Origin of the sequence: Cupriavidus sp. WKF15, assembly GCF_029278605.1 — a bacterium.
Lineage (GTDB): Bacteria > Pseudomonadota > Gammaproteobacteria > Burkholderiales > Burkholderiaceae > Cupriavidus.
In genome coordinates, this window is sequence record NZ_CP119574.1 from 492,660 (window position 1) to 506,491 (window position 13,832).

The following is a 13,832-nucleotide window of genomic DNA, read 5'->3' on the forward strand; positions in this document are numbered from 1 at the left end:
CCCTGGTCGGCCCGTCGCGTTGCTGACTGATCCGCTCTATGCCACTATCGCGGAAGCGGTCGCCACCAGAAGTGCCATTTGAATCAGGAGTAGGGCGGAAGTTGGCCGCTGATAATCGCCGCGCCGATTCCCGTAGTCGCCAGAGTTGACTGATGATCCACTTTCCTCGACTGCAGCTCGTTTTTTGCCTGAGCGCGCTATTGCTATGCTTCGCTTGCAGCCAGTCATATGGGCAAGTGGTTGTCAAAATCGGGGTTTCCAGCCCTCTTACCGGAATCAATGCCGCCAATGGCAAGGACATCGAGAACGGTGTTCGTCTTGCTGTTGAAGAAGCCAACGCGCAGCGCATCAAGCTTGATGGGCGGGATGCGCGCTTCGAGCTTGATTCGGTGGACGACCAGAGTGACCCGCGCATCGGCGTTCAGGTCGCCCAGAAGCTGGTCGACGACGGGGTGGCCGTCGTTGTAGGGTATTACAACTCGGGCGTTGCGCTTCCGTCCTCGCTGATCTTCGCCAGGGCAGGCATCCCGATGATCCATCCGGCGGCAACCAATCCGGCTATCACGCGTCAAGGCCTGAAGACGGTCTTCCGCATCATCGCGACCGATACGCAGAACTCCGGTACTGCTGGGAAGTACGCGGTCAATGTTATGAAGGGCCAGCGCATTGCGGTGATGGACGACCGGACCGCGTTCGGTCAGGGGGCAGTGGACGAGTTCAAGAAGGCCGTGACCAGCGCCGGGGGAAAAATCTCGATCGCCGAGTACACCAACGACAAGGCGGTCGAGTTCAGCGCACAGCTCACGAGTATCCGGGCCGCCAACGCCGATCTTTTGTTTTTCGCTGGCTTGGACAACCAGGCGGCGCTCATCACGAAGCGGATGAGAGAGTTCGGCATGCACACTCAATTCGTCGGAAGCGGTGGCATTGCCGACAGCATCTTCCTGAACGTTGCGGGTCCCGCCGGGGAAGGTGCGATGGCCTGGGAATATGGACGTCCTGTCGAAGCGCTGCCGCAAGGCAAGGCCTTCATGCAGAAGTTCAGGAGGCGCTTCGGTACCGACAGCCTCATCTATGCTCCCTTCGCGTACGACGCCACTTGGGTGGCCATAAACGCGATCAAGCAGGCCAATTCTGCGACATCGCCCGAGTTCCTGTCGGTGCTCCGGGCAACGCAATACGAGGGCATCACCGGGAAGATTGCCTTCGATTCGAGCGGCGACCTGAAGAATCCGACGTCGACGCTATATCAGGTAAAGGGTGGACGTTGGGTACCGCTGACGACGATCGGGGCGGATTGACTTGACGATGTTCGCATATAGCGCCGCGAATCCTGGTGGCAAAGCTGCTGGCAGGCGTCCGTGGCATCTATGGTCTCGGGGACACCACCGGAGCGAATCGTCACAGAGACCGTGATGGTGCTGACCGCGCAACACGATAAAAGGGCACGCGGTCGCAGCATGACACCGGTGACCACAGCGGCTGACTGAACAGGCCGGAAGTTAGTGTTTGACGAACGGGGAAGATGGAGTTGGCATGCGAGACACAAGCGGGGCCCTGTATTTGTCCCATAGTTTCAGCAGAATCGACTCCGAAGGCGGTGTGGACTCGAAGCCGGCAACGTTTTTGAATACGTGAAGAATGCAGTGCCTGAACGAAGCCAGATCCGTCGGCCCTTTCGGTGAGGCGAGCGTGATGTCGATAATCGTATGCAATTGCTCACTCGACAGCTCCGCGATGGCAGACCACAAGTCGCCGGGCTTGGCGTAAGACTGGGCGGGTTGAATGGGCATTTCTCGTTGGCAGGGTGAGGAAGCTATCGATATCGGCTCGCAGGGCCATGGCTGCGTTGCCACGACGACGAGAACCTCGCCCAGGCGCCCGAGGTTGGTTCGGGCAAGCGCTGGGCAGCCGAACTGCGGGTTCCCGCAGTCCATGGCGGCAATCGCGGCATCGTGTGGCGTTAGTCTTTTGCCCGGGCTCGTTCGATCGACATGTCGGTCGGCATCATGTTGATATTTGCGTTGTGCATCACCCATAGTGATCCGGCCACGACAATGGCGATCAGGAAGGCGGTGCAGGCGAAGATGGCGCTATTTCCACGCTGGCCGGGACCGGTGCCGAGATGAAGGAAGTAGATCAGTTGCACCAGTAGCTGGGCGACGCAAAGGCCCACGATCAGTGCGATCGCGACATGCGTCTGCAAGGTGCCTGTCATCACGGCGGAGAACGACGCCACGGTCAGCGCGACCGACAGCAGCAGGCCGACGGTGTAGCTGCGCACACTGCCATGCGTGACAGCCTCGTCCGCGTGCACGGAATGAAGATGGGACGGCTTCATGCGAACTCCCGCAGGTAGACGAAGGTGAAGACGCAGATCCAGACCAGGTCCAGGAAGTGCCAGAACAGGCTCAGGCAAGCGAGGCGGCGGCGCACGATGTCATCCAGTCCGAAACGCTGAATCTGGTGGATCATCACGGCGAGCCAGAGCAGGCCGGACGTGACATGAAGCCCGTGCGTCCCGACCAGCGTGAAGAAGGCAGACAGATAGGCGCTGACGCCCGGATCCGCTCCCTCGTGCAGCAGATGGGAAAACTCGTAAACCTCCATGGCAATGAACAGCGCGCCAAGGACGAAGGTCGCGGTCAGCCACCGGACCATCCGCGGCGCGGCATTGGCGTCCTGCCTGAGCATGGCCATGCCAAAGGTGTAGCTGCTGAGCAGGAGCACCATGGTTTCGGCAAACACGAACGACAGTTCGAACAATTGGCGGCCGCCGGGGCCGCCTGCAGTGTTCGCGGACAGCACGCCGAAGGTGGCGAACAGCACCGCGAAGATCAGGCAGTCGCTCATTAGATAGAGCCAGAAGCCAAGCGGTGTATGCGACCCGGCGTCGTGATGCTGGTGCGCCGCAGAATGTGCCGGGTGGTGTGCCGCCTCGGGCACGGAGCGGCGCAGGGTAGGGGATAGAGTCGGGTTCATGATGTCAGGCAGCTTCCTGCAGTTGTGCGTAGCGCGCGCGCTCGATCCGCTCGACTTCGGCGGCCGGGACGTAGTAGTCAACGTCCCGGTCATAGCTGCGAAGGATGAAGGTAGCAATTGCGCCGACCAGGCCGGCAATGGCGAGCAGCCATATATGCCAGACCAGTGCGAAGCACAGCAGCAGGCCGAATGCGGAAACGATGAACCCGGCCGAGGTGCTGCGCGGCATGTGGATGTCCTCATAGCGGGCTGGCTGGCGCCATGCGCGCCCGGCTTCCTTGTCGTCCCAGTGTTGCTCCAGAGACGTGATATGCGGCACATGGGCGAAGTTGTAGAACGGCGCGGGAGAAGCCGTCGACCATTCCAGGCTGCGGCCATCCCACGGATCCCCGGTCAGGTCCCGATTCTGGTTGCGATCGCGGATGCTGACGGCAAGCTGCACGATCATGGCCAGGATGCCGGCGGCGATCACGAACGCACCAATCAGCGCGACCACGAGGTAGGGGTGCCAGTCGACGTTGGCATAGTGGTTCATCCGCCGGGTCATGCCCTTGAAGCCCAGTACGTAGAGCGGCATGAATGCCAGGAAGAAGCCGGTCAGCCAGCACCAGAACGACACCTTGCCCCAGAACTCATTGAGCTTGAAGCCGAACACCTTGGGGAACCAGAAACTGATCGCGGCCAGGCAGCCAAAGAGCACACCACCGATGATCACGTTATGGAAATGGGCTACTAGGAACAGGCTGTTGTGCAGTACGAAGTCGGCGCCCGGCACTGCCAGCAGCACGCCGGTCATGCCGCCTACGGCAAAGGTCACCATAAAGCCGATAGTCCACATCGTCGAGGTGTGGAAGCGGATCCGGCCCCGGTACATGGTGAACAGCCAGTTGAACAGTTTCACCCCTGTGGGAATCGAGATGATGGAGGTCATGATGCCGAAGAAGGCATTGACGTTCGCGCCCGAGCCCATGGTGAAGAAATGGTGCAGCCAGACGAAGAACGACAGCACGCCGATCGAGGAGGTGGCGTAGACCATCGACTTGTAGCCGAACAGCGGCTTGCGCGAAAACGTCGCAATGATCTCGGAGAAGGCCCCGAATGCCGGCAGGATCAGGACGTAGACCTCCGGATGGCCCCAGACCCAGATCAGGTTCACGTACATCATGGCGTTGCCGCCGAGCTCATTGGTAAAGAAATGCATGCCGAGATAGCGGTCGGCCGTGAGCAGGGCGAGCGTGGCAGTCAGTACCGGAAAGATCGCGACGATCAGGATGTTGGTGATCAGGGCGGTCCAGGTGAAAACCGGCATCTTCATCAGGTCCAGGCCCGGCGCGCGCATGCGCAGAATGGTGACGATGAAGTTGATGCCCGTCAGCGTGGTGCCCAGCCCGGATATCTGCAGTGACCAGATGTAGTAATCAACGCCGGTCGTCGGGCTGTAGCCGAGTTCGGACAAGGGCGGGTAGGCCACCCAGCCGGTGGCCGCGAAGTCGCCGACAAACATCGACAGCATCACCAGCACTGCGCCCATCGCCGACATCCAGAAGCTCAGCGAGTTGACGAACGGGAAGGCGACGTCGCGCGCGCCGATCTGCAGCGGCACAATGACGTTCATCAGGCCCAGCACCAGAGGCGTGGCCACGAAGAAGATCATGATCACGCCGTGGGCCGTGAAGATCTGGTCGTAGTGATGCGGGGGCAGGTATCCAGCGGCATCGCCATACGCGATGGCCTGCTGCGCACGCATCATGATGGCGTCGGCAAAGCCGCGCAGCAGCATCACCAGCGCCAGGATGATATACATGACGCCGACCTTCTTATGGTCGACGGAGCAGATCCATTCGTTCCACAGGTACTTCCACTTGCCGAAGTACGTGATGGCGCCCATCAATGCCGTGCCCAGCACGATCACGGCTGCCAGCGTCCCCATGATGATCGGCTCATGCGTGGGGATGGCTTCAAGATTGAGTTTTCCAAGCATCTTATTGCTCCGTCCGTCCAGGCTGCGCTGTCGGCACGCGCTGGAAGGCCTGCAGAGATTCGAGTGTGTCCGTGCGGCAGATCTGGCCGCTTGCCTGCATGTATTTGTCCGCGACCTGCTCGAACAGCTTCGGCGCGACGGCGGCGTAGAGCGTGATGGGGTCTTTGCTGCTTGGCTGTTCCAGCGTGCGGTAGGTCTTCAGGTCGAGTGCCTGGGACGAATTGCGGGCGGCCTGTATCCAGGCATCGAAATCCTCGCGCAAGACCGCCAAAGTCTTGAAGTGCATGTCTGAGAAGCCGGGGCCGCTGTAGGCTGCCGACTGACCGAGATAGACGCCGGGCGTGTCAGCGATCAGGTGCAGGCGCGTCTGCATCCCCGCCATGGCATAGACCATGCTGCCTAGTTGCGGAATGAAGAACGAGTTCATCATCGATTCCGCGGTCAGACGGAAGTTGATCGGCGTGCCGATGGGAATCGCGAGCTGATTCAGCGAAGCGACGCCGTACTCAGGGTAAATGAAGAGCCATTTCCAGTTCAGGGCAATCACATCGACCTGAACCGGCTTGACCTGCGACTGCAGTGGCCGATAAGGGTCGAGCTTGTGCGTCGAGTGCCAGATCAGCACGGCCAGGCAGGCAACGATCACGCAGGGAATGCTCCAGACCACGATCTCGATCCTGGTCGAGTGCGCCCATTTGGGAGCGTAGGCGGCGCGCGTGTTGGTCTCGCGGTAGCGCCAGGCGAACCACAGCGTCAGGACGATCACCGGAATGACGACCATCAGCATGACGAACAGGGAGATCAGGATGAGTGATTTCTCCTGCTCGCCGATGCTGCCCTTTGGCGCAAAAAGTTCGAGGTTGCATCCACTAAGCAGCGCACTGCCAAGCGCTGTCAGCAGAAGCGTGGTGATGCGGGGTGGGATGTTTAAAGCCTTGCGGAGGAGCCGGCCGTGTTGATTCTTCTCTGCCGGCCAGGCGGTTGGTTTGCGCATTTCGGACACCTTGGTTAAGCATCACTGAGGTCTCCTCTGCTACCAACCCAAATGCCGAAAGTGATTAATGCGACAGGATCGGGCCATATTGTATGGATTCCCGTGATGATGTCTGGCATGCTAATTGAAGACAAAACCCATACATCGAGGAAAATTTCGCCATGAGATCCATGCAAGCTGGCAGCGCTGATTCGATTTGGGATTTAAAGATCACTCTTGGGGGCGGTGCGCGGTATTTGCAGATTGTGGACTTCATCGAGCGGGCGATCGGTGAGGGGCGCCTTGTGGCCGGGGATCGCGTGCCGCCGCAACGCAATCTCGCCAGCGCGCTTGGTGTGGATCTCACAACTGTGACCCGGGCCTATACGGAGGCCAGGCGGCGGCAGCTGATCGAAGCCAAGGGTGCGCTCGGGACCTTCATTGCCGCTCCGCGTGCTGAGCTGGCCCAGGTGGTGGACATGAGCATGAATGTGCCGCCGCCGCCGGGACTGGATTACCAGGACCTGCTGCGGCGTGGCCTGTCGCAGGTCTTGCTACGCAGTGATCCGCATCTGCTGATGACATACCAGTTGGGTGGGGGCAGCACAGCGGACAGGGCGGCCGGCGCTATCTGGCTGGCACGGACATTTGGGGGGCACATCGATACCGCGCGGCTCGTCGTCTGCCCGGGTGCGCAGACGGCGCTGGCTGCCCTGATCCTCGCCAGAACGAGGCCGGGCGATGCGATCGTTACCGAGCCGCTGGCCTACCCCGGGATACGTGCCGCAGCCGCAAGGCTAGGGCGACGCGTCGTCGTCGCGAGGTGCGACTACGACGGGATGCTGCCCGGCGCGCTCGAAGCTGCCAGTGCCGAGGGGGTGACCCTGGCTTACCTGAATCCGACTGCGCAAAACCCGACCACACGTACCATGCCGGTCTCGCGCAGGGCTGAAATTGGCCGCGTCGCCAATCAGTACGACATCACCTTGCTCGAGGACGATCCCTACTGGTTGCTGACACCGGACGCACCGCCGCCATTGGCTCATTTTGCGCCGACACGCACTTACTACGTATCCACGCTATCCAAGACGCTGAGCCCGGGATTGCGCACGGCCTATGTCCTGTTGCCAGAAGGCAGGGGTGGCGACGACCTTCTTGCCGCGATGCGCGCCTTCACCCTGATGGCAGCGCCAATGACGGCGGCGCTGGCCACGCAATGGATCCATGATGGCTCCGCGGCGCAATTGCTCGATGGCATCCGCACCGAGGCTTTCGCACGATGCGAATTGGCCAATCGGTGGCTGAGCGGCATCGGGCAACTCCCTCCAAGTGCGATCCATGCATGGCATCGTCTGCCAGATTACTGGTCAACGCATCAGCTAACACAGGCGGCCCTGGCGGAGGACCTGAGGGTAACGCCTTCTGATGCATTCTGGGAAGGCTCCAATCCGCCGAATGCAATACGCATTTCGCTGGGCGGCGCCAAGGACCGAGCGCAGTTATCGCAGGCATTGCGCAAACTGGCAGCATTGTTGGAGCGCAGGCCGACGCCAGGACCGGAACTGGTCGTATAGGGCCGAATGCTGGCGAAGCACTATGCGTGCCGAGCGGCCGGAGCATCACGCCTTGCCAACGCAGCGTTGATCTTCAACATCAGCTGCTCAAGCCGGGTTTGCAATCAAATTCTTAACTGCAATTAATCGCCAGCGTCACAAGCCAACACCGTGTATGCGGCCGACGTTCGAATGACTTGGCAAGGCTGGGTGCCGAGGGCCGAAATTGGCCGGGTGCGGCCCGAAGCCGAGCACAACCGAGCGTTCCCCCTGGACTAGTCCGCGTAGAGCAGAAGATGTTAAGGATTGTTCGACGCCTGCCCACAGGCGCCACCGCCGCTCACTGTCCTGCAGTCGAGAGCAGGCATCAAACAATCCTTAACAGTCAGAGACGGTCGCGGTTTCGCGGCGGCTATCGGATCGAGATCGGCCATTTTGAGTCAGTCGACTCCGGATCCTCGATGACCGAGTCGGCCGAAAAGCCGACCTTCGAGTTACGAGGGCGGGCTGGTTCCAATCCTAAGCGGCCCTTCGACCCGGGGCAACCGCCGCGTCCTGATCAGGACCGTTACGTTTCGCCGAGGGTTCGCTTTGCGGTTTCGTACCCAGACTTCTTGTGACGCTCCACCGTCTGCCAGGAGAAATCATTGTCGAGGAATAGTGGCTCCCCTTGCTTCCCGTGATTGACGATGCGCGTAATGACCGTCGGCGCGGCATCGCCCATCAGTCGGATAAAGCTCGGACGCTGACGCAATCGCTCGCAAGTCTCCGGCTCAACGTTTTCCATGATTTCCGCGACCAGATTCCGCAAATCTCCGATCCGCTCTCTGACACGCAGTTCATTGCGCACCCGCTCCGCGTACACGATCTCATCTCGCCTTAACAGTACCTCCGCAAGATTCCCTGGCAACCGCTGATTATTTGGGAACAGATCGACGATAAACACCCGTTTGCTGATCTCGCCGCAGCGCTCGTTGATGAACTCAAGAGGCGAATTGCTGACGATGCCAGCATCCCAGTAGTGGCTTTCGCGGATGGTCGTCCAGGGAAAGGCCGGCGGCAGACTGCCGCTGGCCAGGATGTGATCTACCGTCAGGTCATCCACAAAACTATCAAATACCTCCAGCGTGGCAGTCTCGACATTGACCGTGCTTACGAACAGGCGAACTGGGCTGTCCTTCAACTTGCTGAAGCTCACATATTTCTCAAGCAAGGCCCGCGCGGGCGTCGTGTCATAGAGACTCGTCCACTGCCAGGGTGGAGGCAACCACGGCTGCAGCCAGTTTGGCAGAAAGAACCTGGGGGAACCGAGCCAGATGGCCCACCAGGCTGACAGGGACCGACGCCAGGATTCGGTCGGCGCGCAAGGGGTGGTAAGCGCAAGCTCATTCCAGAACCCTTCCAGCGCGGCCGAAGCATTGCCCGGATTGCTGGCAATGATCGCGCCGTTGAACGCGCCGATCGAGACTCCCGCAATGACATCTGGACGGATGGCTGCCTCATCAAGGGCCTTCATCACCCCACATTCGAAGGCACCCAGGGCACCCCCGCCTTGCAGAATCAATACGGTCTGGCTTGGGATGCTGTCCAACGGAAACTGCGCGTCCGCAAGCCTGCCCTTGATTGCGCCTAGGTTGGTGCGATGACGAATCAGTAATTCCGCCGCCAGCGTCTCGCTGGCCGGTCTTCCCATCGAAAAGCAGGCACGCAAGACATCCTTTTCGATATACAAGAGCGCGAAAGATCCATCCTCGAGCGAGCCACGGCTGATGCGTTCGTGAGTCGCCTTGACCGAACCCAGGAAATTGAAACTGAGGTCGAGAATATTGCAGAAGAAGTAGGACACCTCCTCATAGGCCAGGCGCTGCCCCATCATGTTCCGCGCCGCCAGCCTGCCCTGCTTGACTGCATTATCCCAGTGTTCAACCCGACGCTGTGCCTTGAATACGATGTCATAGAAGCTGGCGACATCGCCGGCCGCGAAGATACCGGGCACATTCGTCTCGAGATGCTCGCTGACCACAATGCCGTCATCGACCGTGATGTTGGTGCCGCGCAAAAACTCAGTCGCCGGCGAGACACCGATCGCAACAACTGCCAGATCGCATGGCAATGCTTCGCCGGACTGCGTCAGGAGTGCCTCGACGTGGCTGGTACCCAGGAAGCCCGTTACCGCATCTCCTGTGCGAACCTCAATCCCGCGCGACTCGCAATGGCGAGTGAAGAACCCAGACAGCTCGGGCGCCTCAAGCTGGGACAGAAGACTGTCTTTCTGTTCGAGCAGTACGACGCTAATCCCGAGGCGGGCCAATGTTGTCGCGATTTCGATGCCGAGGAAGCTGCCGCCGATGACCGCCACTCGTTTGATACCTGCGGCGGCTAGCCTGAGCGTACTTGCATCCGATGAGGTATGCAGATAGTGGATGCCGTCGAGTTCCGCACCCGGAACCGCCAGCCGATTCGGCCTCGTTCCAGTTGCGATCAGGAGTTTGCCGAAATGGATGTCCCCGGAGCGATCCGTATGCACGAGCCTGTTCGCTGTATCAATGCCGGTTGCGCGGGTGCCAAGCATCAGATCGATCGCATTCTCCCGGTAATAAGCTTCACCATGGATCAGCAAACTCTTGTCGGGCTGTGGCCCGAGAAGTACCTGCTTCGACAGATATGTGTGCCCATAAGGCGAACAATCCTCGCCCGAGATCAGCAGAATGGTGCCGGTCGCACCTTCGGCCCGTAGTGTTTCGGCAGCACTGACACTCGCCTGCCCGCCACCGAGCAGCACAATATCGAAATGCCTTTGCATTCGTCCTCCGTTTGCTCTTGCTTCGAGGCAAAGATTGGTCGGTGTCGATTCTAAGATACTTTGGGCGCCTGTCGCCTGGATCGCCGAAGTTGCCGCGGGAGTTTTCCGGGAGGTAACTGGAGGCAGAGTGTTGCAAGCAGCGCATGGTCTGGCGCGGCGGGGCCGGGAGGCACTCGCATGAGCGCGTGCACACACGGACCGCCGCCCATTTCTTCAAATGCACTAGGACAATCGCCGAGTCCCTTCAATCCACTTCGACAAGGACAAGACGCAGGCTTCGATGCAGTGCATCGCCGATTTGCTCTTGGCTGGAGCGGTCGCTGTGGCCTTCGAAGGCGCAGCCTAAGCGACGTCGATTTCCTGCGGTGCTACCCGGATGAGGGCTTGTTGCGTCATGCGACCCCCAAGTCCTCGAAGCGCATTTGGTCGAGGGTGAACGGACAATCGTAAGTTCTAAAGGGGCTGGTGCCGGCTCGCGCCAGCAGGTTGCTGCCGCGCCGCCAGCGCCGCTTCCAACTGGCCAACCTGGCTGGCCAACTCCCTAGTCGGCAGCAGCCCGCCTTGTAGGGAGGGTGATTATTGCGACTCATTTTCGGCGGGGGTTGCGGTCGACGGCTGTCCCCCTCTACTATTGATAAGTGCTGAAAACGCACGACACTAGCCAGACAGTGCGCGTTGCATGACCAACCCTTTCGCCCCCAAAGGCAAGGCCCGGCCGCCATCGTCCAGAAAAGCGCCTCCGCTTGCTATCGATTTTGCGATTGGCAGTGGTGCAGTCGTGCTTTGCATCGCGCTGGCTTACCTCGTTCGGGTCACCGCCGAACGGTACCCCCAGATTCTGGCACCGTTAATACCCATGCTGGGGGCGGGCCTCGGGCTCGTGGTTGGTCTCTACTGGATCCGGCTCAGGCGCGCCACCGGAGACGGTCTTCAGAGTGTGAAGGAAAGCGAGGCGCGGATGGCGGCGATCATCCGCTCTTCCGTGGAAGCAATCATCACTGTGGACAGCGACCAGCGCGTCGTGCTGTTCAATCCAATGGCCGAGGCCTTGTTCGCGTGGCCTGCCCAACTCGCGATTGGCCGCCCGCTCGGCGATTTCATTCCCGAGCGGTTCCGGGCTGCGCATGAGGAGCACGTGCGCCGGTTTGGTATCACGGGGGTGTCGGATCGCCAGATGGGACGTCAACGAGCCCTCTACGCCTTGCGGCGAGACGGCAGCGAATTCCCAATCGAAGCGTCCATCTCGCAAACGGCGGAGGGAGGCACCAAGCTGTATACGGTGATGCTGCGCGATATCACCGAACGCGCACGTGCTGATGAGGCGCTGCGGAGCAGTCTGCAGCGCGTGAAGGAAAGCGAGGCGCGCTTGCGGGGTATCATCCGCTCGTCCATGGAGGCGATCATCACGGTGGACAGCAACCAGCGCGTCCTGCTGTTCAATCCAATGGCCGAGAGCTTGTTTGGCTGGCCTGCCGAACTCGCGATTGGCCGCCCGCTCGGCGATTTCATTCCCCAGCGCTTCCGCGCCTCCCATGAAGAGCATGTGCGCCGGTTCGGCATCACCGGTGTGTCCGAGCGCCAGATGGGACGTCAACGGGCACTCCATGCCTTGCGTCGGGACGGCAGCGAATTCCCGATCGAGGCGTCCATCTCGCAAACCATTGACGGTGGCACCAAGCTGTACACGGTGATGCTGCGCGACATCACCGAACGCGTACGTGCTGACGAGGCCCTGCGGCGTTCGCGCGAGGAGCTGCAGCAGCTCTCTGGTAGCGTTCTCTCCATACGCGAGGAGGAAAAGCGACGCGTTGCGCGCGAACTCCATGATGACCTGGGCCAGCGGCTCAGCGCACTGAAGATGGACACGTCCATGCTTCGCGCCGACATGAAGGACGGCCGTGAAGCTGCAGACCTCCTTCAGGAGATGGATGCCATGGACGAAGTCATCGACGACGCCGTAGCCTCGGTTCGCCGCATTGCCAGTGACCTGCGACCGGCCCTGCTCGACGAACTGGGCATGCTGCCCGCCATCGAATGGCTGGCCAACGATTTTGCCAACCGGTACGGATTGGCGGTAAGCGTCGACGGCGTCGATGCGGAAGTTCCGGAGCAAACGGCAATCGCCATGTTCCGTATTGCCCAGGAGGCTTTGAGCAATGTCATCCGGCATGCCGATGCAACGGCCGTACAGATCCACCTTACCGAGAAAGAGAGTCAGATAGAACTGCAGATACAAGACGATGGTGTGGGTTGGGACAAGCAACCTTCCGGGGCCGGGCCGCGCAAGTCGCTGGGCCTGCTCGGCATCCGGGAGCGGGCGCGCCTCCTGGGTGGTGCCGTCTCGATCGATAGCACCCCTGGAAAGGGATTTTGCCTGATGGTACAAGTCCCCCAGGTCAAGGAGACTTAACGTGGTACGTGTCATGATTGCCGACGATCACGCATTGGTCCGCGACGGGCTCAGGCAGATCCTCGAGCGAGCCGGCAAGTTCGAGGTCGTCGCCGAAGCTGCGGACGGGGCGCAGGTCCTTTCTCTGGTGCGCGATTGCAGCCCGCAGGTGATGTTACTCGACCTCTCCATGCCGGGACGCAGCGGGTTGGAACTGATTCGTCTGTTGCGGGACGAGCAGCCGGCGTTGCGCATTCTCGTGCTTACCATGCATGCGGAGGCACAATACATTGTTCGCGCTTTCCAGGCGGGGGCTGCCGGCTACCTGACCAAGGAAAGCGCCGCGAATGAAGTGGTCGCCGCCATTAGTCAGGTAGCCAATGGCAGCACCTATGTCAGCCCGGCCATCGCAGGAAAACTCGCGACGAGTTTGCGGGATCAACATGACGAGGCGCCTCACCTGCACTTGTCCGACCGCGAACTGGAGGTCTATCGCCGTCTGGTCCTGGGCGAGTCGCTGACGGCCATCGCGGCGGCGCTGTGTGTGAGCGCCAAGACCGTCAGTACCTACAAGATGCGCCTGATGGAGAAAATGGATATGTCAAGCGAAGCCGCGCTGGTACGGTATGCCCTGCACCATCATTTGTTTGGCGAGGACGAGGACCTTTAAGACTTAGCACGAGGTCTCGGTCAACCGGCCGCTCAAATGACCGTATGACCGCGAGGATGGATGGCCGAAGATGGCCGGCAAGCGACCGCTAGCCGGCCAAGCTCTCTAACTACACTTCGGTCTGCTCTGCCATTTCAAGCGCGTCGTCGACCTCAATGCCAAGGTAGCGCACCGTGCTTTCAAGTTTGGTATGCCCAAGAAGCAGTTGTACGGCTCGTAGATTCTTTGTGCGCCGGTAGATCAGCGATGCCTTGGTACGCCGGATGGAATGCGTCCCGTAAGCTGAATCGTCAAGACCAATGGAGACGACCCAGCGATGAACGATTCTCGCGTACTGTCGCGTTGACAGGTGCGGCGATGCGTGCAAGCGACTCGGAAAGAGGTAGTCGCCCAGTTTGAGTCTGCTCGACATCAAGGACATCATCTACCTCTCGTATGCTCGGAGTGCACCCCAGTGGTCCCCTGTGATGGCGCCGCCTGG

The 13,832-nt window shown here is 60.5% G+C and carries 9 protein-coding genes and 1 pseudogene; 4 read left to right on the forward strand and 6 right to left on the reverse strand.

Annotated features, from left to right (window positions below; genetic code table 11):
- Positions 1–152: 152 nt before the first annotated feature.
- Complete coding sequence (locus tag CupriaWKF_RS32215) at positions 153–1,301, forward strand: branched-chain amino acid ABC transporter substrate-binding protein (protein WP_276103401.1); 1,149 nt, start codon at positions 153–155, stop codon at positions 1,299–1,301.
- A 662-nt stretch (positions 1,302–1,963) separates the two neighbouring features.
- On the opposite strand, the gene cyoD is transcribed toward CupriaWKF_RS32215, so the two are convergent.
- From cyoD to cyoA, 4 genes are read right to left on the reverse strand one after another with little or no spacing between them, the layout of a single operon-like run.
- Positions 1,964–2,341, reverse strand: a complete 378-nt coding sequence (cyoD, locus tag CupriaWKF_RS32220) for a cytochrome o ubiquinol oxidase subunit IV (protein ID WP_276103402.1) — start codon at positions 2,339–2,341, stop codon at positions 1,964–1,966.
- Entirely contained in the window at positions 2,338–2,982 is a 645-nt protein-coding gene (gene cyoC / locus CupriaWKF_RS32225) for a cytochrome o ubiquinol oxidase subunit III (protein WP_276103403.1), read from the reverse strand. The genes cyoD and cyoC overlap by 4 nt, the downstream gene beginning before the upstream one ends.
- Before the next feature lie 4 nt (positions 2,983–2,986).
- Positions 2,987–4,963: a cytochrome o ubiquinol oxidase subunit I gene (gene cyoB, locus CupriaWKF_RS32230; RefSeq protein ID WP_276103404.1), complete on the reverse strand. Its 1,977-nt coding sequence runs from the start codon at positions 4,961–4,963 to the stop codon at positions 2,987–2,989.
- Between the two features lies 1 nt (position 4,964).
- A complete protein-coding gene (cyoA, locus tag CupriaWKF_RS32235; RefSeq protein WP_276103405.1) occupies positions 4,965–5,957 on the reverse strand; it encodes a ubiquinol oxidase subunit II in 993 nt (330 codons plus the stop codon).
- A 161-nt stretch (positions 5,958–6,118) separates the two neighbouring features.
- Between cyoA and CupriaWKF_RS32240 the strand changes: the two genes are divergently transcribed.
- Positions 6,119–7,510, forward strand: coding sequence for a PLP-dependent aminotransferase family protein (locus tag CupriaWKF_RS32240; protein ID WP_276103406.1), 1,392 nt, complete (start codon positions 6,119–6,121; stop codon positions 7,508–7,510).
- A gap of 547 nt (positions 7,511–8,057) precedes the next feature.
- On the opposite strand, the gene CupriaWKF_RS32245 is transcribed toward CupriaWKF_RS32240, so the two are convergent.
- Positions 8,058–10,292 (reverse strand): FAD-dependent oxidoreductase, encoded by a 2,235-nt coding sequence (locus CupriaWKF_RS32245; protein ID WP_276103407.1) that lies wholly within the window; start codon positions 10,290–10,292, stop codon positions 8,058–8,060.
- 679 nt (positions 10,293–10,971) lie between these two features.
- On the opposite strand from CupriaWKF_RS32245, the gene CupriaWKF_RS32250 reads away from it, so the two are divergent.
- Both CupriaWKF_RS32250 and CupriaWKF_RS32255 read left to right on the forward strand, forming a co-directional pair.
- On the forward strand, positions 10,972–12,702 hold the full coding sequence (locus CupriaWKF_RS32250; RefSeq protein WP_276103408.1) for a PAS domain-containing sensor histidine kinase: 1,731 nt from the start codon (positions 10,972–10,974) through the stop codon (positions 12,700–12,702).
- 1 nt (position 12,703) lies between these two features.
- On the forward strand, positions 12,704–13,351 hold the full coding sequence (locus CupriaWKF_RS32255; RefSeq protein ID WP_276103409.1) for a response regulator transcription factor: 648 nt from the start codon (positions 12,704–12,706) through the stop codon (positions 13,349–13,351).
- Positions 13,352–13,460: 109 nt separating this feature from the next.
- On the opposite strand, the pseudogene CupriaWKF_RS32260 reads toward CupriaWKF_RS32255, so the two are convergent.
- Positions 13,461–13,739: pseudogene (locus CupriaWKF_RS32260) on the reverse strand (tyrosine-type recombinase/integrase); the annotation flags it as partial.
- Positions 13,740–13,832: the final 93 nt, after the last annotated feature.

Coding starts and splice junctions, on each gene's coding strand:
- CupriaWKF_RS32240 (WP_276103406.1), top strand. CDS start 6,119: ATGAGATCCATGCAAGCTGGCAGCGCTGATTCGATTTGGGATTTAAAG.
- cyoC (WP_276103403.1), bottom strand. CDS start 2,982: ATGAACCCGACTCTATCCCCTACCCTGCGCCGCTCCGTGCCCGAGGCG.
- cyoA (WP_276103405.1), bottom strand. CDS start 5,957: ATGCGCAAACCAACCGCCTGGCCGGCAGAGAAGAATCAACACGGCCGG.
- CupriaWKF_RS32250 (WP_276103408.1), top strand. CDS start 10,972: ATGACCAACCCTTTCGCCCCCAAAGGCAAGGCCCGGCCGCCATCGTCC.
- CupriaWKF_RS32245 (WP_276103407.1), bottom strand. CDS start 10,292: ATGCAAAGGCATTTCGATATTGTGCTGCTCGGTGGCGGGCAGGCGAGT.
- cyoD (WP_276103402.1), bottom strand. CDS start 2,341: ATGAAGCCGTCCCATCTTCATTCCGTGCACGCGGACGAGGCTGTCACG.
- CupriaWKF_RS32215 (WP_276103401.1), top strand. CDS start 153: ATGATCCACTTTCCTCGACTGCAGCTCGTTTTTTGCCTGAGCGCGCTA.
- cyoB (WP_276103404.1), bottom strand. CDS start 4,963: ATGCTTGGAAAACTCAATCTTGAAGCCATCCCCACGCATGAGCCGATC.